General features: G+C 70.2%; 20 protein-coding genes. 3 read left to right on the top strand and 17 right to left on the bottom strand.

From position 1 onward, the window contains the following. Positions 1–143 precede the first annotated feature (143 nt). The 8 genes from aroA to NTY77_06165 form a co-directional block, all read right to left on the bottom strand. Positions 144–1,403: a 3-phosphoshikimate 1-carboxyvinyltransferase gene (gene aroA / locus NTY77_06200; protein MCX5795066.1), complete on the bottom strand. Its 1,260-nt coding sequence runs from the start codon at positions 1,401–1,403 to the stop codon at positions 144–146. After that, positions 1,403–2,239, bottom strand: coding sequence for a 3-deoxy-7-phosphoheptulonate synthase (gene aroF, locus NTY77_06195; protein ID MCX5795065.1), 837 nt, complete (start codon positions 2,237–2,239; stop codon positions 1,403–1,405). Before aroF ends, aroA begins: the two co-directional genes overlap by 1 nt. Continuing rightward, entirely contained in the window at positions 2,236–2,730 is a 495-nt protein-coding gene (locus NTY77_06190) for an asparaginase domain-containing protein (protein MCX5795064.1), read from the bottom strand. Before NTY77_06190 ends, aroF begins: the two co-directional genes overlap by 4 nt. A gap of 3 nt (positions 2,731–2,733) precedes the next feature. Beyond that, on the bottom strand, positions 2,734–4,167 hold the full coding sequence (locus NTY77_06185; GenBank protein MCX5795063.1) for an aminopeptidase: 1,434 nt from the start codon (positions 4,165–4,167) through the stop codon (positions 2,734–2,736). 63 nt (positions 4,168–4,230) lie between these two features. Next, positions 4,231–4,653 (bottom strand): hypothetical protein, encoded by a 423-nt coding sequence (locus tag NTY77_06180; GenBank protein ID MCX5795062.1) that lies wholly within the window; start codon positions 4,651–4,653, stop codon positions 4,231–4,233. Between the two features lie 2 nt (positions 4,654–4,655). Next, positions 4,656–4,823 carry a hypothetical protein gene (locus NTY77_06175; GenBank protein ID MCX5795061.1) on the bottom strand — a complete coding sequence of 56 codons (168 nt, stop codon included), beginning with the start codon at positions 4,821–4,823 and terminating at the stop codon, positions 4,656–4,658. A 35-nt stretch (positions 4,824–4,858) separates the two neighbouring features. Further along, entirely contained in the window at positions 4,859–5,629 is a 771-nt protein-coding gene (mutM, locus tag NTY77_06170) for a bifunctional DNA-formamidopyrimidine glycosylase/DNA-(apurinic or apyrimidinic site) lyase (GenBank protein MCX5795060.1), read from the bottom strand. A 14-nt stretch (positions 5,630–5,643) separates the two neighbouring features. Continuing rightward, on the bottom strand, positions 5,644–6,501 hold the full coding sequence (locus NTY77_06165; GenBank protein ID MCX5795059.1) for a thioredoxin domain-containing protein: 858 nt from the start codon (positions 6,499–6,501) through the stop codon (positions 5,644–5,646). 50 nt (positions 6,502–6,551) lie between these two features. Between NTY77_06165 and NTY77_06160 the strand changes: the two genes are divergently transcribed. Both NTY77_06160 and NTY77_06155 read left to right on the top strand, forming a co-directional pair. Continuing rightward, positions 6,552–7,862, top strand: a complete 1,311-nt coding sequence (locus NTY77_06160) for a TIGR04013 family B12-binding domain/radical SAM domain-containing protein (protein MCX5795058.1) — start codon at positions 6,552–6,554, stop codon at positions 7,860–7,862. Next, positions 7,859–9,397, top strand: a complete 1,539-nt coding sequence (locus NTY77_06155) for a hypothetical protein (protein MCX5795057.1) — start codon at positions 7,859–7,861, stop codon at positions 9,395–9,397. The genes NTY77_06160 and NTY77_06155 overlap by 4 nt, the downstream gene beginning before the upstream one ends. On the opposite strand, the gene NTY77_06150 is transcribed toward NTY77_06155, so the two are convergent. Genes NTY77_06150 through NTY77_06135 form a run of 4 tightly spaced genes read right to left on the bottom strand, consistent with a single transcriptional unit; the run spans position 9,337 to position 13,040 of the window. Beyond that, a complete protein-coding gene (locus NTY77_06150; GenBank protein ID MCX5795056.1) occupies positions 9,337–10,428 on the bottom strand; it encodes a dipeptide epimerase in 1,092 nt (363 codons plus the stop codon). The genes NTY77_06155 and NTY77_06150 overlap by 61 nt on opposite strands. A gap of 1 nt (position 10,429) precedes the next feature. After that, positions 10,430–11,488 carry a hypothetical protein gene (locus NTY77_06145; protein MCX5795055.1) on the bottom strand — a complete coding sequence of 353 codons (1,059 nt, stop codon included), beginning with the start codon at positions 11,486–11,488 and terminating at the stop codon, positions 10,430–10,432. After that, on the bottom strand, positions 11,485–12,357 hold the full coding sequence (locus NTY77_06140; protein ID MCX5795054.1) for a transglutaminase-like domain-containing protein: 873 nt from the start codon (positions 12,355–12,357) through the stop codon (positions 11,485–11,487). Before NTY77_06140 ends, NTY77_06145 begins: the two co-directional genes overlap by 4 nt. Before the next feature lie 11 nt (positions 12,358–12,368). Continuing rightward, positions 12,369–13,040, bottom strand: a complete 672-nt coding sequence (locus NTY77_06135; GenBank protein MCX5795053.1) for a DedA family protein — start codon at positions 13,038–13,040, stop codon at positions 12,369–12,371. Between the two features lie 68 nt (positions 13,041–13,108). Here NTY77_06135 and NTY77_06130 point away from each other — a divergent pair, with 68 nt between their 5' ends. After that, positions 13,109–14,803, top strand: a complete 1,695-nt coding sequence (locus NTY77_06130; GenBank protein MCX5795052.1) for an NTP transferase domain-containing protein — start codon at positions 13,109–13,111, stop codon at positions 14,801–14,803. 70 nt (positions 14,804–14,873) lie between these two features. Here the strand turns inward: NTY77_06130 and NTY77_06125 are convergent, their stop codons facing one another. The 5 genes from NTY77_06125 to hisS all read right to left on the bottom strand — a co-directional run bounded on the left by NTY77_06125 (position 14,874) and on the right by hisS (position 19,743). After that, entirely contained in the window at positions 14,874–15,905 is a 1,032-nt protein-coding gene (locus tag NTY77_06125; GenBank protein ID MCX5795051.1) for a hypothetical protein, read from the bottom strand. Positions 15,906–16,003: 98 nt separating this feature from the next. Next, positions 16,004–16,474, bottom strand: a complete 471-nt coding sequence (locus NTY77_06120) for a hypothetical protein (protein MCX5795050.1) — start codon at positions 16,472–16,474, stop codon at positions 16,004–16,006. Then, entirely contained in the window at positions 16,471–18,096 is a 1,626-nt protein-coding gene (gene gpmI / locus NTY77_06115) for a 2,3-bisphosphoglycerate-independent phosphoglycerate mutase (protein ID MCX5795049.1), read from the bottom strand. The genes NTY77_06120 and gpmI overlap by 4 nt, the downstream gene beginning before the upstream one ends. Before the next feature lie 23 nt (positions 18,097–18,119). Further along, entirely contained in the window at positions 18,120–18,401 is a 282-nt protein-coding gene (locus NTY77_06110; protein ID MCX5795048.1) for a DUF4389 domain-containing protein, read from the bottom strand. Between the two features lie 16 nt (positions 18,402–18,417). After that, positions 18,418–19,743, bottom strand: a complete 1,326-nt coding sequence (gene hisS, locus NTY77_06105; GenBank protein ID MCX5795047.1) for a histidine--tRNA ligase — start codon at positions 19,741–19,743, stop codon at positions 18,418–18,420. Positions 19,744–19,813 lie beyond the last annotated feature (70 nt).

Here is a 19,813-nt window from a genome sequence, read left to right as displayed (position 1 = left end):
CTGCGACCAGGTTCTCCAGAGGACTTGCACCTCCCAGTCATGCTCATGCTGGGCACACCGCCGGCCTCGGAACCCCTACGGGGTTCCGAGGGTCTTAACGGCAGCGGCCGACGGAAGCGGACCTTAAGTGACCGGCATTGGCCCTAGCCCAGACGCCCAAGCTCGGCGCAGAACCCCGGATAGGAGATCGCGATGCACTCGGCTCCGGCCACTGTGGTCGAGCCTTGCGCGATGAGCCCGGCCACGGCCGCGGTCATGGCGAGCCGGTGGTCTCCCCGCGGATCGAAGGCCGCGCCGCGCAGGCGCGCGGGGCCGCGCACGGCCAAGGTGTCGCCTGCGATCCGGGCTCTGCCCCCGAAGGCGCGCAGCAGCCGTAAAGTCCCGGCGAGCCGGTCGCTCTCCTTGTGACGCAGCTCGGCCAGGCCCTGGAAGCGGCTGGTGCCCGCGGCTTGGCTGGCGGCCAGAGCGAGCAGGGGCAATTCGTCTATGATGCCGGGAGCTTCCGCCGCCGAGGTCGTGGTCGCGGAGAGCCGACCCGACTCGACCACGATGTCCCAGACCGGCTCCGGGAGTCCTTTCGCGGCCGAGCAGGATATCCGCGCGCCCATGCGCCGCAGGACCCGCAGGAAGCCCGTGCGTCCCGGATTGGCGCCCACGCGGGGCAGGCGCAGCCGGCTGCCCGGCACCAGCGCGGCGGCCGCGACCCAGAAAGCGGCCGAGGAGGCGTCGCCGGGCAGGCGCCAGCGCACCGCGCGCAGGCGGGCGGGGCCCGTGACCGCGGCGCTGCGGCCACGGCGCGCGACCCGGACGCCGAAGAAGGGCAGGAGCCTCTCCGTATGGTCGCGGCTGGGCAGGGGCTCGGTCACCGTGGTCTCGCCGCGTGCGAGCAGGCCCGCCAAGAGCACCGCGCTTTTGAGCTGGGCGCTGGGCACGTCGGCCGCGAACCGGATGCCGCGCAGCGCGGCGCCATGGACCGAGGCCGGCAGGCGGTCCTGCCCGCGCAGGGAGATGCGCGCTCCCATGAGGCGCAGGGGCTGCGCCACTCGTCCCATGGGACGCCTGCGCAAAGACGCGTCTCCCGTCAGGCGGGCCGCGAACGGCTGGCCCGCCAGCAGGCCCAGGAGCAGGCGCGCCGTGGTCCCGGAGTTGCCGGCGTCCAAGGCCCGTCTCGGAGGCTGGAAGCGGCCGCCCGTGCCCCGTACTCGTCCTGAGCCGACCTTGACTCCGAGGGCGCGCAGGCAGGCGATGGTCGAGCGCGCGTCCGCGGAGTCGGGCAGATTGGCGATCCGGGAGACGCCCTCGGCCAGGGCGGCGAAGATCAAGGCCCGGTGCGCGAGGGACTTGTCGCCCGGCACTTTCACCGTGCCGCGCAGAGGCCGGCCGGGGCTGACCGCAAGCCGCATCAGGGAGCGGGCCGGGCCAGCCTGCGCCCGAGCGCGGGGGCCAGCGCCGAGAGCTGGCTCATCAGCGCGCGGAACTCCTCGAGGTGCAGGGACTGCCGCGCGTCCGAGAGCGCGGCCTCGGGGTTCTCGTGGACCTCGACCATGATCCCGTGCGCCCCGACCGCGGCCGCGGCCCGGGCCAGCGGGGTCACCAGGCTGCGCTCGCCCGCGGCATGGCTGGGGTCTACCACCATCGGCAGGCGGCAGAGTCCGCGGACCGTGGGCACGGCGCCGAGGTCCAGGCTGCAGCGGACCGTCTCGCTCACCTGGCGCTGGCCGCGCTCGCAGAGGATGACGTTGGGGTTGCCGGCGTTGAGGATGTACTCCGCGGCCAGCAGCCACTCGTCGATGCTGGCCCAGAGGCTGCGCTTGAGCAGGACCGGCTTGCGCGCGCGGCCCAGCTCCTTGAGGAGGGGGAAGTTCTGCATGCTGCGCGCCCCGACCTGGAGCAGGTCGGCGACCTTGGCGATGGCGTCGAGGTCGCGCAGGTCGAGGATCTCGGTGACCACCGGCAGCCCGGTGCGGCGCTTGGCGGCGGCGAGTATGCGCAGGCCGGCGCGGCCCAGGCCCTGGAAGCTGTAGGGCGAGGTGCGCGGCTTGTACGCGCCGCCCCGGAGCATGTGCGCGCCCGCGGCCTTCAACGCGGCGGCGGTGCGCAGGTAGGTCTCCTCGCCCTCCACGGAGCAGGGGCCGGCGATGACGATGAGGTCGGTGCCGCCGAACTTCAGGCCGCCGATGTTCACGACGAGGTCCTCGGGGTGCTCGCCGCGGCCGGCCAGGCGGTAGGGGGCGCTCATGAACGGCCCACCGGCTCGAACTCGCCCCGGCGGCGGTTCTTGCGCACGTTGTTCCACAGGAAGTAGCGGCCGTTCATGGCCACGTACACGCCGGGCGGCAGGCTCTGGGCGAAGGACAGGGCGCTGCCCAGGTTGAACAGGCCGTCGGAGCTGCCGAACTTGTAGGGGACCATGGCTCCGGTCAAGACCACGGTCTTGTCGCCGATGCGCGGGCCCAGGACCTTGGCGGTCTCCACCATGGTGTCGGTGCCGTGGGTGACCACGATGTGCCTCTCCGGGGAGCTCAGGCAGGCCTGGAGGATGCGCCGCCGTTGGGCCGGGGTCATGCAGAGGCTGTCGATCATCAGCAAGGTCCGGACCTTGACCGCGAGCCGGCAGCGGCCCAGGCGCAGCATCTCGGCGACGTGGCTCTTGCGGAAGAACAGCGAGCCCCGGAGCTCGTTGTACTCCTTGTCGAAGGTGCCGCCCGTGACGATGATGCGGATGGACATGGGCTATCTGTTCTGGCGGCCGTCCTTGAGGAAGGCCAAAAAGCCCTTGTAGGTCATGTAGATGTCGAACTTGCCCGACACCTCCCAGGGCGCGTGCATGGAGAGCAGCGCCACGCCGCAGTCGACCACGAGCATGCCGTAGCGGGCCATGAGGTAGGCGATGGTGCCGCCGCCGCCCTGGTCCACCTTGCCCAGCTCCGCGGCCTGCCAGACCACGCCGGCGCGGTCGAAGATGCGCCGGATCTGGGCGATGAACTCGGCCGAGGCGTCGCTGGCCCCGGACTTGCCCCGGGACCCGGTGTACTTGGTCAGGCAGGTGCCCTGGTTGAGCAGCGCCGCGTTCTTCTTCTCCGAGACCCCGGCGAAGAGCGGGTCGAAGAGGGCGTTGACGTCCGCGGAGAGCATCCAGGAGTTCTCCAGGGCGCGCTTGAGGACCAGTTCGCTGTAGGTCCCTCCGCAGAGGGCCAGCATCTCGCTGACCGTGTTCTCGAAGAAGTTCGAGTACATCCCCGTGGCGCCGTAGGAGCCGATCTCCTCCTTGTCGCAGAGCAGCACGCAGGAGGTGTGCTCGGGGGTGCCGGGGACGTCCAGGATGGCCTTGAGCGCGGTGAAGGCGCAGACGCGGTCGTCCTGGCCGTAGCCGATGATCAGCGAGCGGTCGATGCCGGCCTCGCGGGGCTGCCCGGCGGGCACGAACTCGAGCTCCGCGGAGAGGAAATCCTCCTCGGTGACGCCGTAGCGTTCGTTGAGGAGCTCCAGGACGCGCTGCTTGATCTTCTCCTTGGCTTTCTTGTCCTTGCTGGGGATCGAGCCGACGAGCACGTCCAGGTTCTCGCCGTCGTGGCTCTCGGAGAGGGTCTTCTTGCCGTGGTCCGCGGCCAGGTGGGGCAGGAGGTCGGTGATGCAGAAGACCGGGTCGCCGGGCTCCTCGCCGATGGTGATGGAGACCTTCTTGCCGTCGGGCTTGACGAAGACGCCGTGCAGGGCCAAGGGCATGGCCACCCATTGGTACTTGCGGATGCCGCCGTAGTAGTGGGTGTCGAGCAGGGCCATCTCGCCGCTCTCGTAGAGGGGGTTCTGCTTGACGTCGAGCCGCGGGCTGTCCGTGTGGCCGCCCACGATGTGCAGGCCCTGCTCCAGGCTCCGCTTGCCCAGGACTGCGGCCAGAAGGGTCTTGCCCGCGCAGCTGCGGAAGATCTTGTCGCCCGCTTTGAGTGCGGCGCCCTCCCGGATGAGCCCGTCGAGGTCCTGGAAGCCCGCGGCCTCCAGCATCTCGACGGCTTCGTCGTGGGCCTTGCGCTCGGTCTTGGCCTTGCCGAGGAAGCCGCGGTATTCGGCGCAGACGGCATCGAGCTTCTTGGACTCGGCGGCGGACAGCTTCTCATAGCCGTTGGCGCGGGTGTAGGTCAGGGTCTTCTTCGGGGTCTTTTTGAGCATGGCGCTATCTTAGCAAAGCCGGCGGGGTCAGGTCTTGACATTTGACATCCGCCGGCGGCCCGGCTACTTGGACTTGCCCGGCGAGGGCGGCGGCGCCTGGGAAGGGACGACCAGTCCGGTGGAATCGTTGGCGCTGCTGTTGTTGAGCGGCGTGACCACGCGGAGCTGCTGGGACAGGGCCTCCCGCATGGCTGGGCCGATCTCGGATTGGATCTGGCGGGAGACCAAGGCGCTGAGCTCGAGGCCCTGCGTCTCGAGGCGGCTGGCGAGCTTGGCGCTGAAGAGCCAGAACAGCAGCAGGGGCTCAATGATGAAGATGAAGGCGACGGCGCCTCCGATGATGGCCAGGTCGCGGCGGCTCAAAGAGCGCAGGAACTCGACGCTCTGAGCGCGGGTGGGCAGGCCCGGGCCGTCCCATGAGAAGGAGAAAGTGAAGGACCAGGGTTTGGCCGCGGGTTTCTCGGGGACCGCCGGAGTGTCCTCCATGGTCAGGCTGCCTTCGCCCTCCAGAACCCGCAGGAGATGGTCTTGTGGACCACCGCATCGGGCATCTTGTGGCCGTAGCATCTGTTCTCGGCGTCCAGGTTCTTGCACTCGTCGCATCTGACCTGCGAACGGCCGGTCAGGAAGCCGAGGATGGCGCAGATGAGCCGCATGGCGATAGTATATATCTTTTGCCCGGCCGCATCCCTCAGCTTTGGCAGACCGGGCAATAGAGGCTGGTGCGGCCAGCGATGGGCTTGGGGGTGGCCTTGAGCCCATGGCCGCAGGCTCCGACCTTCAGCCCATAGACGGCGGTGCGCAGGGCGAACCGCCCCGGCCGTCCCTCCGGGTCCTTGAAGGCCTGATCCTTCAGGGTCGTGCCGCCCAGACTGATGGCGCGGCGCAGCACGCTCTTGACCTCGGCGCACAGCCGGGCGGCCTCGGCGCGGGTGACCAGGCGCGCGGGCCGCTGGGGCCGGATGCCGGCCCGGAACAGGGCTTCGGTGGCGTAGATGTTGCCGACCCCCGCCACCACCGCCTGGTCCAGGAGCAGCGCTTTGAGAGGCGCGCGCCGCCCGCGCAGGGCGCCGAAGAGGTAGTCCGCGGAGAAGCCCGCGCCCAGAGGCTCCGGCCCCAGCTCGGGCAGGCGGCAGCCCACCCGGCCGAAGCGGCGCGGGTCGTGGATCTTCACGGTGCGGCTTCCGGCCGTGAAGCGGAAACGGACGTGGTTCTCGTCCTCCCCGAAAGAAACGCTGCCGCTCATGCCCAGGTGGCAGACCAGGTCCCAGCCGCGCGAGAGCCTCAGCAGGATGTACTTGCCGCGGCGCTCGACGGCCGTTATGCGCGAGCCCTTGAGGTCCCGCAGGGCCTCGGCCGGGATGGGCCGGTTGAAGGCGGGCCGGCCCACCCGGAACGCGCTGATGACGCAGCCGCGCACGGCGCGCTCCAGGGCGCGGCGGACCGTCTCGACTTCAGGCAGCTCGGGCAGAGATGTCAGTGCTTCTTGTCGGCATTGCCGGCCTTATCGGCTTTGGCGGGCTTGTCGGCCTTGCCCGCCTCGTCGATCTTCTTGATGATCTGATCGAAGTACTCGGGCGGGTAGGCGCCGCGGACCGGCACGCCGTTGAGGAGGAAGCCGGGAGTCCCGTCGAAGCCTAGAGCCTCGGCCTCCTTGATGTCGGCGTCGATGGAGTCCTTGATCGCCTGGTCCTGCAGGGCTTTCTTGATCTTATCCGCGTCGAGGCCGAGGGACTTGGCGGTCTCCTCGTAGAAGGCGTCGCCGAGCTTGTCCTGGTTCTCGAAGAGCTTGTCGTGGAAGGCCCAGGCTTTCTCGGGGCTCTGCAGAGCCGCGGCCTCGAGCCACTGGGCCGCGGGCCGGGCCTGGGCATGGAAGGGCAGGGGCTTGTTCTTGAAGATGAAGCGCAGGTCCTTGCCGTACTTCTCGCGCAGGGCCTCGGCGATCTTGTAGCCTCCGAGGTTTCCGTTCGGAGCCTTGGGTCCGCAGAAGGGGCACTGGAAGTCCGAGTACTCGACCAAGGTGTACTTGGCCTTGGCGTCGCCGCGGATGCGCGTCTTCTTGGTGATCTCGGGCTTCAGGGGGTTCTTGACGCGCTCATCGAGCTCTTTGACCTGGGCCTCCTGTTGCTCCTTCTGCCGGCGCGCCTGCTCCTCCTGCTGGGCCTGGAGCGCGATGTCGAGGAAGTCCTTCTTGTTCTGGCGCAGCACGTCGAGGACGAGGTTGGGATTGGCGTCGAGGACCTTTTTGAGGTCGTCGCGAGTGAGCTCCGCGGCGGAGGCGGCGGCGGCCAGCAGCAGCACGGCCATGGCGAGCAGAGGCGAGCGGGATGTCATCTTGTTCTCCTTTGGGCGCGGCGGTTCTTCTTTTAAGATATCATTTTTTCATGCTCCGGGCCGCGCTCATCCTCTACTACACCAAGCCCAACCGCTTCAGCATCGCCGCCCTGGCCGGCGCCTTGGAGCCGCGCCCGGAGTTGCGCGGCCTGCCCCTCGCCTTCCCCTCGGACCCCGCGCGGCTGCGCCGCGCCCTGCGCGCCGCCCTGCGCCGTCAGGACCGCGTGGCGGTCGGCTTCTCGCTGGGCACGCCCCAGATGGAAGGGCTGGCCCCCTTCCTGGCGCGGCTGCGGGAGGAGTTCCCGGAGCGCGTGGTCTGGCTGGCGGGCGGGCCGCACCCCAGCGCGGACCCGGCCGGGACCCTGCGCGCCGGCTTCGACCTCGTGGCGCGCGGCGAGGGGGAGGAGACCCTGGCGGAGCTGCTCGCGCGCCTGCGCCGGGGCGAGGACGGCCGCGGCTTGGCCGGGCTCTCATGGCTGGACGCCCAAGGCCGCTGCCGCTCGGGCGCAGCCAGGCCGCCCGCGGACCTCGACCGCCTGCCGCCGTTCTCTCCCGCGCACCGCGTCTTCGGGCCCATCGAGATCACGCGCGGCTGTCCTTTCGCCTGCGGCTTCTGCCAGACCTCCTCGCTCTTCGGCGCGCGGCCGCGGCACCGCAGTCCCGAGGTGGTGGCCCACTACGCGGGCCTGCTGGCCTCGCGCGGGATGTTCGACCTGCGCGTGGTCACGCCCAACGCCTTCTCCTACGGCTCGCCCGACGGCAGGTCCGTCGACCTGCCCGCCCTGCGCGAGCTCTTCCGGGCGGTACGCCGGGCCCAAGGGCCCTCCGGGCGGCTCTTCTTCGGCTCCATGCCCTCGGAGGTGAGGCCGGAGCACGTCAACGCCGCCACCCTGCGCCTCATGCGCCGCTATGCCGCCAACGACAACCTGGCCATCGGGGCGCAGTCCGGCAGTCAGCGCCTCCTCGACGCGGCGGGCCGGGGGCACAGCGTGGAAGACATCGTGGCCGCCGTGGCCGCGGCCCGCCAGGCCGGGCTCAAGGCCAACGTGGACTTCATCTTCGGCCTCCCGGGCGAGACCGAGGAGGATCAGGGGCTCTCCTTGGCCTTGATCCGGCGCCTGGTCGCGCTGGGCGCGCGCATCCACGCCCACTGGTTCATGCCCCTGCCGCAGACGCGCTTTGCGGCCCTGCCGCCGGCGCCGCTGGCGCCGCGCTTCGGCGCGGAGCTCGCCCGGCTGGCCGCGGCCGGGGTCCTCTACGGGCAATGGCAGGGGCAGGAGAGCCTGGGCCGGCGTCTGGCGGCCCGGGGGCCGTTATTGTATCATGGGCCTCACGGCGCCCCTTCGGCGGCGGACAAATGACACCCCATCGGCCGCATCATCCTCCGCCGCTGCGCCTGCTGCTCGTCGAACTGGCGCCCGACGATCCGACGCGCCGCTTCCGCACCAGCGCCTATCCCTTCCTCATGGGCCTGGCCCGGTCGCTCGGCTGGCAGGCCTCCTGGTGCGCGCTCGGCGTGCGCTGCGAGCCGACGCTCCGCTACCTCCTGGAGCCCGGCGACCTGAAGCTGCTGCGGGCCGAGGTGGCCCGCAGCCGCGCCGGGGCCGTGATCATCAACGAGCGGCTGCAGGACGCGCAGGCGCGCGCGCTGGCGGCCGCGATACCGGGCCGGCGCCTGATCTACTATCACGCGGGCGAGGACTATCGGGAGATCATCGGCTTCGTGCGCCAGGAATTCCTCGACGCCGACGAGAGCCGCCTGCGGGATCCGCGGCTGATCGAGCGCATCCAACCGGACTTCTCCCGGCGGGTCTTGAACCAGGCGCCTTGGGCCGCCAACCCGCTGGTCCGGGTCCGGGCCGGCGAGTTCTGCCCCTATCGCCGGCCCCTGGCCCGCAATCCCTTCTTCCGGGGCCTGAGCCTGCCGCCCGGAGCCGGGGGCTGCTCCTTCTGCTCGGCCCCGCACGCCGATTCCAGCCCCCTGCGGGACCCCGTGTCCTTCGCCGTGCGCGTGGTCGCGGCGGCCTTGCGCCAGCCGGTGCCGGAGGGGGTGGAGCGCCGCTTCGAGTTCGAGGGCGGCGCGATCTGGGCGCGCCTCGAGGAGTTCTTCAAGGCCCTGGCCGCGCGCCGCCTGCGCGGTGCCGAGTTCTGGTTCTCCCCCCGGGTGGACACCCTCCTGGCGGCGCGCCCGGCCATCTCACGCTGCCTGCCTCTGCTGGCCCGCCAGGGCTTCGCCCTGCGCCTCTACACCATGGGCCTGGAGAACTTCTCGGCGCGGGAGAACCTCCGGCTCAACAAGGGCATCAGCGCCGCGCAGATCCGCGCGGCGGCCGACTTCATCGCCGCGACGGCCGCGCGCTGGCCGCGGGAGTTCCGCTTCCCCTGCGGCAACATGAGCATGATCATGTTCACGCCCTGGACCACCCTCGCAGACCTGCGCATAAACCTGCGGCACATGTCCCGCTACCCGCTCATCTCCGGCAGCGAGGTGATCGACCAGAGGCTGCAGTTGTTCCCGAGCCTGCCCATCACTCTGCTGGCCCGGCGGGACGGGCTGGTGACGCGCAAGAGGACGGGCCCGTTCTACAACTCGGGCTGCATCGTGCGCTTCGACCAGGAGGAGGTCCCCTGGCGCTTCGCCCGCCCCGAGGTGGGCGTGCTCTACGATTTCGCGCGCCGGCTGGCCGGCTTCTGCCGCCGGCGGCCGGAGGACGGGCCCGCGGACCCGCGCATCGCCGCGCTGCAGGACTGGCCCGAGGGGCCCCCCGACCCCCTCCCCTTATTCCGGCGGGCGCTGGCGGTGATGACGCGCTGCCCGGGGACAGCCTCGGAGGATCAGTTGCTCCAACTCCTGGGCTGCACGCCGATGCCGGCCCGGACGCGCGAGAGGTCGTAGACGCCTCCCGGCCCCAGGCGCACCCCGGTCATGGGGTCGCGGCTGAACCATAAGGGCGTGTCGAGGTCCACGAAGGCGAAGCCGCCCAGGCCCGCGGCGAAGTGCGCGGCGGCGGTCATGGCCAAGGACGATTCGATGTTGCCTCCGATCATGAGGCCCAGACCGGCGCTGCGCGCGATGGCCGCGATGTCCCAGGCCTCCAGGAGGCCGGATTTCATGAACTTGATGTTGACGACCTGCGCCGCGCGCTCGCGCACCAGGCGCAGGACCGCCTCGCGGCTGCCGGCCGACTCGTCGGCGGCCACCGGGACCCCGCCGCGGGAGGCCACCGCGCGCAGGCCGGCGTAGTCCTCCGCCTCGGCGGGCTGCTCGAAGAGGACCGGCACGATGCCGGCGCGCCGCAGCCGGCGCAGAAGGCGCAAAGACTCGCCCGGGCCGTAGCCCTGGTTGGCGTCGAGCATCAGGCGCAGGCCGCGGGCCGCTCCGGCCACGGCGCGCACGCGCGCTTCGTCTTCGTCCACGTCGTGGCCGACCTTGATCTTGATGGTCTTCACGCCGCGCGCCACGATGCGCCGCGCGGCCAGGCGGGCCTCGCCGGGCGGCACCAGCGAGACCGTGATGTCGGTGCGCAGCGAGGTCTCGGACCCGCCGAAGAGAGAGCTCAGGGGGATGCCGACGTGCCGGGTCCAGGCGTCGAGCAGGGCCATGCCCAAAGCGGCCCGCGCCGCGCCGCGGTGCGGCAGGCGTGCCTCCAGCTCCTCGAGGAGGCTCCTCCACGCGGCGGCGTCGCGGCCGAGCAGGGCGGCGCGCGCCGCGCGGGCGCCGCGCAGGGTCCCGGCCTGGGTCTCGCCGTTGTAGGCCGCCATGGGCGCGCCTTCTCCCCACCCCGTGGCGCCGGAGGCCAGGCGCACCCGGACGAGCACGTTGCGGACTTCGGCCGCTTCGCCGCCGGCGATGACGAACGGCTCGTTCATGGGCGCCTGCAGGGGCCGGACATCCACGGAGACGATGGCCGAGTCGCGGGAGGACACTCTAGGGGAGGTCTTTGTCCAGGCAGCGGTCGGAGAAGGAGAAGTCATACACCGCGGAGCCCGGCAGGTCCGGCATGAGCGTGAGCACATGCAGCGCGTCGTCGGGATTCTGGGTCAGGTTGAACAGGCCCGGCTCGCGGGAGGTCACGTAGCTGCGGCCGTCGTCGTCGAACTGGATGTCCTTGCCGGCGTTGCCGGGGTGCAGCCACATCTGGTCCTGGCGCACGAAGAAGGAGCCCGCCTTGCCCGCGGGGGGGGAGAGGACCGCGAAAGCGTGGCTGCCGCGGTACACCAGGCGCAGCAAAGCGGTCTGCTCCGGGTTCTTCTGGGCCAAGCGTATGTCATCCGCCTCGATCTCCCACCGGCCGGCATACGCCGTCTCCCCGTCGCGCGCCGACGTCACCATGGCTCGCGCCCCCGGGGCCTTGGCCATGGGCAGCGCGCGGCCCCGGCGCAGGCCGAGGCTGAGGTCGGTCGTCATGTCGCCGCAGTCCAGGTTCCGGGGGTCCGGGTACAGGGCCGGGACATCCGGCACCGCGAAGCCCGCGGTGTTGAGGGCGTCGCGGATCTCCCCCTCGAAGTCCGAGTAGCCGCCCTCGCCGAGGTGGTCGAAGATGATGTGGCTCTTGTAGTCGAAGAGGAACAAGGACGGCCAGCCCTCGTTGCCCAGCTCCTGCCAGTACTTGCGGTTGTTGTCCAGGAAGACCGGGAAACGCACGCCCAGGCGTTTGAGCGCGGCGCGCACCACCAGCGGATCCCTCTGGAAGCCGAACTCCGGGGCGTGGACGCCGACGATGAGCAGGCCGTTGAGCTCGTAGCGCTCGTTCCAGGCCTTGAGCGCGGCCAAAGCCCGGAACGAGTTGAGGTTGGCGGTGCTGAAGAAGGCGACCAGCACCGCGCGGCGCAGGCGCACCTGCTTGAGGGTCAGGGGCTTGGCGTTGAGCCAGACCGTGTCCAGAGGGAACTCCGGGGCGGTCGGGGTGTAGGTCCGGCCGGCCCGGACCGGCAGCGGCGGCAATAGCAAGGCCGCCGCGAGCAGGGCCGCCGGGAGGCGCCTCATGGCTCCAGAGGGGCCGCCGGGGCGGGCCGCGCGCCGACCAGGATATCCACCAGGCTGGAGAGCATCTCGGCGCGCTCGGCCTGGGCCGCCTTCTGGTAGATGGAGATGAGGTTGCGCATCATGCGCGCGAGGATGTCGCGGGCTCCGGCGGGCGCGACGAATTCCGGCCGGAACTCGTAGCCGCTGCGCGAGAGCATGTGCTGGACGTCGGCCAAGGTCATGGCGCGGCCCCGGTTGTAGGCGTCGAGATAGCTCGTCTCGGCGCCCAGGCGCACCCCGACCAGGAAATGGCCGGGTGTAGCCACTCCGTAGACCGGCAGGCCGAGGCGCCGGCCCACGAGCAGGTAGAGCGCGGACAGGCTGACCGGGATGCCCCGGCGGTCCTCGAGCACCCGGTTGAGGAAGGAGTTGTCCGGGTCGTAGTAGTGCTTTTCGTTGCCGCAGAAGCCCATGACGGCGAAGAGCTGGCTGCTCAGCTTCTGCAGGGCCTGGGCGGGCGGCGCGTCGGCCGGCAGCGCCTGGCGGACCTGGTCGGCCAGGGCGTCGAGCCGGCCGCGATACTCGGCGGGGTCCACCTCGGGATAGCCGAAGCGCGCCAGGAGCCAGACCCCGTCCTCCAGGTCCGGGGCGGGGGCGGCCGCGAGCTTGCGGAACTCCTGCTGCAGCCCGTGGAAATGGAGCCGGCGGGCCAGGGCGTCGGCCCGGGCGGTGACATCCGGTCCGCCGCGGCCGCGCAGCTCGTCAAGGTAGGGGATGGCGGGGGCCCCGACCTCCAGGATGTCGCGCTGGATGCGGTCCAGGTTCTGCGGGTCGTCCTCGTCGAGCAGAGAGACCAGGCTGCGCAGCTCGGTCTCCGAGAAGGCCTTCATGACGAGTTAGTTTAACATGAGCCAACGGCTGACTTCAAGGCGCGCTCGCGGCGGGCCCTGAGGTACTCCCACACCGGAGGGATGCAGGAGATGACGATGATGGCCAGGATCACGTAGTGGAAATGGTTCTTGACCACGGGCAGGCCCGCGAACTTGTAGCCGGCCAACAGGAACGCCGTGGTCCAGGCCAGGCCCCCGGTCACGTTGTAGAGGGCGAAGCGCGGATAGCTCATGGTCCCGATGCCGGCCACGAAGGGCGCGAAGGTGCGCACGATGGGCACGAAGCGCGCCAGGATGATGGTCTTGCCCCCGTACTTGTCGTAGAAGCGGTGAGCTTCGTCGAGGTGCTTGCGGTTGAGGATCCAGGAGTCCCGGCGGTTGAAGACCTTGGGCCCGGCCCACTTGCCGACCGAGTAATTGACCGCGTCGCCCAGCACCGCGGCCGCGCTCAGCAGGGCCCAGACCCAGGGCAGGCTGATGGGCGACCCCTCCTGCGCGGCCAAGGCGCCCACGGCGAAGAGCAAGGAATCCCCGGGCAGGTACGGCGTGACCACCAGCCCGGTCTCGCCGAAAATGATGAGGAAGAGCACCCCGTAGAGCCAGGGGCCCAAGAGCACGGCCCATTGGTTGAGATGGACGTCGAGGTGGATGAAGACGTCCAAGCCGGTGCGCAGGAGGTCCATGGGGAGGGATTATAGCAATCTCCCCGCCCACATTTTGTAGAATCCAGGCTCCCCGAGCGAGCCCAAGCATGAACAGCATCAGACCGCGGGAGATCCTGGACATCCTCGAGCTCCTGCGCGCCATCGAGTCCGCGGCCGGGGACGGGACGCGCACGGTGCTGGCCACCTTCGTGACCTTGGACGGCTCGGTCTTCAGCCGGGCCGGGGCCATGGCGGTCTTCGTCCCCACCGCGGGATTCTCCGGCAGCGGCATCATCGCGGTCACGGAGCTGCAGGGCCCCCTGCGCCGGGAGATCGACGCGGTCGCGGCCGGCGGCGGCCCCCGGCTGACCGCGCTGGAGCTGGCCGAGGACGACCCGGTCCTGGGCTTCGGCCTGGGCGCGCCGGGCCGCGTCGAGGTCCTGCTCGAGCCGGTCGACGACCGCCTGCGCGGGCACCTCGTCGCGCTGCGGGAGTCCCTCCTGCGCAACGAGGGCGTGGTCTGCGGCCTGGAGATCGAAGGCCCGGACCTGGGCCGCCGCGCCCTCTACCGCGCCGACGATCCCCAGGTCAAGGAATGCTACCAGGAGATCAGCCCGGAGCTCGTGGAGACCCCGGTGGGGGGCAAAGTGCGGCGCACCTTCCTCTGCCCCGTGCATCCCATGGGCAAGGCGCTGGTGTTCGGCTCCGGACCCGTCGCCGCGGCTTTGTCCCGGCATCTGGCGGAACTGGGGTTCTCGGTCTTCGCCGCGGATCCCCGCCCCGGCCGGCTCAAGGGCCCGGACTGGCAGATCCCCGGCGTCGCCCTCGTCGAGGGCGGCTGGGACCAGGCGCGCTCCGTCGCCCAGCCTGACGAGGAGACCTCGGTGGTCGTGCTCACCCGCAGCTACGCCCTGGACCTCGAGACCCTGCAGGGCGCCCTCAAGAGCCCGGCCTCCTACGTGGGCATCAGCGGCCCGCAGAAGCGCACGGCGCGGCTCTTGGCGGAGCTCTCCGCTTTGGAGGCGAAGCCGCGGCCGGGGGTGTTCTTCGCGCCGGCCGGCCTGGACATCGGCGCCGAGGCCGCGGCGGAGACCGCGCTCTCCATCGCGGCGGAGATCCTGGCCGCCCGCTCGGGCCGCAAGGGGGGAAGGCTCTCCTCGCGGCAGGGCGGCGCTGCCGCGTCGCGGTCCCGGGTCCGCATCCCGGGCCTGATCCTGGCCGCCGGGCCGGGGACGCGCTTTTCGGGCGGCAACAAGCTCGCCGTCGTGTTCGAGGGCAAGCCGGTGCTGAGGCACGTGGTGGACAACGCCCTGGCCACGCGCCTGGATCCGGTCATCGTGGTCCTGGGCTGCGCCGCGCAAGAGGGCCTCCAGGCCCTGGCCGGGGTCAAGGATCCTCGGCTGCGCGTGGTCTTCAATCCCCTGTGGGCAGGCGGCCAGGCTTCCTCCTTGGAGGTCGGCCTGCGCGAGGTCCCCCATAGCGCCCCGGGCGCGCTCAAGCTCCTGGGCGACATGCCGCTGGTCAAGCCTTGGCTCATCGAACGCGTGCTCTCGGAGTTCGAGCTTTCCGGCCGGCTCGCCTTCCCGGTCTACGAGGGCCCGGACGGCCCGGAGGGGGGCTTCCCTCTGGCGATCCCCCGCGCTCTCTTCGGCGAGATCAAGGTCCTGGCGCGCGACGACGCCGACGAGGCGGCGGCCTCCGAGCATTGGTCGGAAGCCGTACGCGTTCCGCTCACGGACGACCATACCCAGGTCGACATCGATACGGCCGCTGACCTCGACCTTCTGTCCCGGCCGCTCTGAGCCCGCCCGTGGTGAACGCCTGGGCCGCCCGGTCGACGACCCTCAGGCCGGCATCGTGGACCCGCCGCGCTCAGGAACCTGACGGGGCGGCCCCGGCGCCCCAGAACTTCTGGCAGACGGCGGGGTCGAAGCGGGGGTTGGGGACCCAGTCGTTGGCGCGCACGAAGAGCTTGCCGCTCGAGCTTTCGCTGACCCGACCCCAGCGCCGGATGCACTCCAGCGGAGTCTGGGCCGGGATCGCGGATTCGACCTCCTTCATCAGGCTGCCTCTAAAGGAGCCGCCGCGTTCGATGCGTCCTTCCAGCTTCGCGTCCACCTCCCAGGTGGGGACGCCGGTGATGTCGTAGACCCAGTTCCCCTCGCCCGCCCATAAGGCGGCGCCGGCCTCTCCGTCCGGGCTGGTCGGGAAGGGGGTCGTGCCGCGGAAAGCTGAGACCGGCTTGCTCTCCTGCTCCGCATGCTCGCGCAGCCGCCAGTCCTCGACCGGTCCGCGCGCCGAAAAGCCGCCTCTTTGCTGCACCGTCTCCGGGTCGACCTCCGTGCCGTGGTAGCCGCCGATGAACGAGTCCGGCGGGATGGCCTTGCCGCCGGGCAGGAACGCGGAAGGGACGGAATCGTGAGGCTGGAAGCCGGGCTGGCTCTCCCGGAGGGCCGGGTCCGGCACGGGGGTCTTCTTGGCGTCGTCGGCGTCCGTCCGCTTCTCCCCGTCGAAAAGGGCGTTGAGCTGCGCGGCTTGCTGGCCATGGGCGAAGCCGCGCAGGATTGACCCTATCCTCTCGACCAAGATGGGGGCGGTCGGCAGTTTCCCTGACGGCGTCTTGACCGCAGGGCTGAGCACGGGGCTGGCCGCGACCGGCTTCGGGGCCGGCACCGTCTGGACCGAAGGATGCGGGGCGAGCAAAGAGACGCCCAAAGTCAGCGAGGAGACGAGCTTCGCAGGCGTCCAGCCGCCTGCGGGGGCGGCGAGCGGGGCCAACTGCACCATGGGCACGGCCTGGATGCCGCTGCGGACCATGACTTCCACGCCGGATGCCGGGGCCGCGGCCAGCCAGGCGAGGGCCGGCAGGCAGAGCAGGCAGCGTCGGGCTCGCGCGAGTATCATATCCTGGTCATAGGATAGCGGCCGCAGGCCGCAAAGGCAGGGGACTACTGGACCGTGGGATGCCGGTATTGGGCCCTGGCCGGAGTGGGTCTTCCGGCTCAGGTCGGCCAGACGCCGGGCAGGCGGAAGTGGCTGAGCAGCGCCATGAACAGCGCGTCGCCCTGGAGGGCCGGCAGGCGCGCGCCCTGGGAGGGCGGCGCGCCGAAGACCTTCCCCTCCCAGGCCTCGGGCTCTCCCTGCACGCAGTCCCAGCCCAGCTCGGGAGTGAAGGTCAGACGGCGCACCCACTTGCCGTCCTTCCAATGCTCGTAGACCACGGAGTCCTCGTTGTCGCGGGTCTTGAGGCGCAGGCCGATGGCTTCGCCGAACTCGCGGGAATCCATGGCCAGGTCGAAGGGTTCATCAGCCCAGGAGGCGTCCACTTTCACGGCCATGAACTCGGCGCCTACGTAGCGCTTGAACCATTTGGTCAGGTTCACGGCGGGGCAGCCTTCGGCGTAGGCCTCGCAGATCCGGCGCAGGTCCTGCGAGCGGACGTAGACGGCGTTGATGGCGCCGGTGAGGCTCATGGCAGCCTCACCAAGGAGGGGTCGTAGCCTTCGGGCGCCGCGAAGCCGAGGATGCTGCAGATGGTGGCGGCCACGTGGCTCAGGCCCGGGGCCGCCACGCCCGAGGGCTCCCAGGGGTTCTGCCCCGAATAATCCTTGACTAGGAACGGCACGGGGTTGAGGGTGTGCGCCACGTGGGCGGAGCGCTTGCCGTCCTTCTCGGTGAACAGGCAGTCCGCATTGCCATGGTCCGCGGTCACCATCAGGACGCCTTTCGCCTTCTCGACCGCGGGGGCGATGCGCGCCAGGCCCAGGTCCACGCATTCCACGGCGATGCGCACGGCCGCCGGCACCCCGGTGTGGCCGACCATGTCGCCGTTGGGGTAGTTGAGGCGGATGAACTTGTATTGGCCGCTGGCCACGGCCGCGACCACCGCGTCGGTGATCTCGGCGGCCTTCATCCAGGGCTTGATGTCGAAGCGGATCCTGTCGGAGGGGATCTCCACGTACTTCTCCAGCCTCTCGTCGATGTAGCCGGAGTTGTTGCCGTTCCAGAAGTAGGTGACGTGGCCGAACTTCTGGGTCTCGGAGACCGCGAAGGAGGGCACCAAGGCGGCGCATAGATACGCGCCGAGGACCCGGTCTATGGCCGGCGGTTCGACCAGGAAATTGGGCGGGATGTGGGCGTCGCCGTCGTATTCCATCATGCCCGCGTAGAAGACCTGGGGCACGCGCACGCGGTTGAATCCATTGAAATCAGGCTCCGTGAAAGCCCGGGAGATCTCGATGGCCCGGTCGCCGCGGAAGTTGAAGAAGACCACCGCGTCGCCGGTCTGTATGGTCCCGACCGGGCGGCCGCTCTCGGTGATGACGAAGCTGTCCATGTACTGGTCCGTGATGAAGGGATCCTCGGCGTAGTAGGTCTTGACCGCCTGGGACGCGGATGAGAACGGGCGTCCCAGGCCCAGCACGTGGGCTTGCCAGCCTTTCTCCACCACGCCCCAGTTGGCGCAGTAGCGGTCCATGGTGGTGACCATGCGGCCGCCGCCGGAGCCTACGCGGTAGTCGCGGCCCGCGGCGGAGAGCTCGGCGAGCTTGGCTTCCAGCGGCAGGACATAGTCCAAGGCGCTCTTCTGCCCCACGTCGCGGCCGTCCAGGAGCGGGTGCACGCGCACGGTCTTGAAGCCGTCTGCGGCGCAGCGCTCCAGCAAGGCGAAGAGCTGGGAGATATGGGAATGGACGTTGCCGTCGGAGAGCAGGCCGATGAAATGCACCGTGCCGCCGAGCCGGGCGCGCGTCTGCACCTCGGCCCAGGCCTTGCCCTTGAAGATCGCGCCCGAGGCGATGGCGGCGTTGACGAGCTGGGCGCCTTGGGCGAAGACCCGGCCGCAGCCCAGGGCGTTGTGCCCGACCTCGGAGTTGCCCATGTCCTCGTCCGTGGGCAGGCCCACGGCCTTGCCGTGGGCTTTGAGCTTGAGGAACAGCTTCTCCTGGAAGAGCTGGTCGAGGACGGGCTTATAGGCCAGGAACACGCCGTCGGATTCGTCGCGCTTGCCCAGGCCCACGCCGTCCATGATGACCGTGACCAGCGGCCCGGGGAACGGCTTATAGCCCTTGAGCGGGGCCAAAGAGAGCTTGGGCATGGGAGTGCTCCTGGGATCGCGGCTCAGAATTGCGGGAGCACGGGGGGCCTCTCGTCCGTCGTGAGCAGCCAGTAGAATTTCAGCTGCGACATCGCCACCCCGTAGGCGTTGATGAACTTCTGCACGCCGGCCTGCCGCCGGCCCAGGAAGAGGATGTGGAACCACTGGACGACCAGGGCCACGGCCGCCCCGATCCCGATGAAGCCGAGCACGAATCCTACGATGGTGCCCCATATGAAGCGGACGATGAGCTCCAGCCGGGACGCCGTCTCTGCGGATGCGACCGTTATCTTTATGCTGTCCATACCGTCCTCCCGCCCCTCAGGGCGTCGTTCGCTCCGGGCTGGGGAGCTTGAGCGTCGCCACGAGCTCCTCGAAGCCGAGCGAGGCTTCCGCGCCGGTGGCGAGCTCCTTGGCATTGACCTTCTCGGCCGCGGCTTCATCGGGCCCCAGGACCAAGGCGTAGCGCGCCTTGACGCCGTCGGCGTACTTGAACTGGGCCTTGAGCTTGCCCGAGCCGGGGTAGACGTCCACGCGCAGGCCCGCGGAGCGCAGCTTCTTGGCCAGGCCCAAAGTCCGGGGCCAGAGCTCATCGGAGAAGACCGTGAGGCAGGCGTCCGGGCCCGAGGCTTTCTGCGCTCCGGCCTCCTCCAGCACCAGCATGAGGCGCTCGAAGCCGATGGAGAGGCCGCAGGCCGGGGTCTTCATCCCGCCGAACTGCTCGGTGAGGCGGTCGTAGCGGCCGCCGCCTCCGATGGAGCCGGCCAGGCCGGGCCAGCGGAACTCGAAGACGGGGCCGGTGTAGTAGTCGAGGCCGCGCACCAAGGTCGGCGAGATGGTGAAGGGGCCGTAGGAGTCGGAGGTCGCCGCCAGGGCGTCGCGGATCTGCAGGAGGCCCGCCATGGGCTCGGGCGCGACCGTCTTCAGGAAGTCGAGGTCGGATTCGCCGCTCGCCACGAAGCCGCGCAGGTCCTCGGGGATGGCGCCGCCGAGGAGCTGGCCGATGTCGGCGAGCACGGCCTCGGGGCCGACCTTGTCGAGCTTGTCCATGGCGATGAAGAGGGAGTTCCTCTTCTCTTCGGGGATCCGCCAATGGTCGCAGAGGGCGAAGAGCATCCTGCGGTCGTTGAGGATGACGGCCGGGGGGTTGAGGCCGAGCTCCTTGAAAACGGAGAGCACCGCGGAGATGACCTCGACCTCGCAGTGGTTGCTTTCCGAGCCGAGGATGTCCGCGTCGCACTGTATGAACTCGCGGTAGCGGCCTTTCTGGGCGCGCTCGGCGCGCCAGACCGGGCCGATGTGGAAGGCCTTGAAGGGGGTGGGCAGCACGCCGCGGTGGCGGCTGTAGTAGCGCGCCAGAGGCAGCGTGAGGTCGAAGCGCAGGCCCATGTCCGCGAGCTCGCCGGCGCCCTTGGAGAGGTCGAGCTTCTCGCCGCGCTTCATGATCTTGAAGATGAGCTTCTCGTTCTCGCCGCCGGCCTTGCCCATGAGCATGGCCAGGTCCTCGGCCGCGGGCGTGTCGATGGGGCAGAAGCCGTAGGAGCGGTAGACTCGGGAGATGGTCTCGATGACCCGCGTGCGCAGGGCGCAGGAGTCGGGGAGGAAGTCGCGGAAGCCGGATGGGGGGGTGGTGGGTATCGTGCTCATGTCGGACTATTTTAGTAAATATGCGCTCCGAATTCGGGGACACAATACTCAATTCCAGAAAATCTCGAAG

Source organism: Elusimicrobiota bacterium, from assembly GCA_026388095.1.
Lineage (GTDB): Bacteria > Elusimicrobiota > Elusimicrobia > UBA1565 > UBA9628 > UBA9628.
Note: the sequence above shows the minus strand (reverse complement) of the source record. Positions and strands in the feature narration are given on the sequence as shown.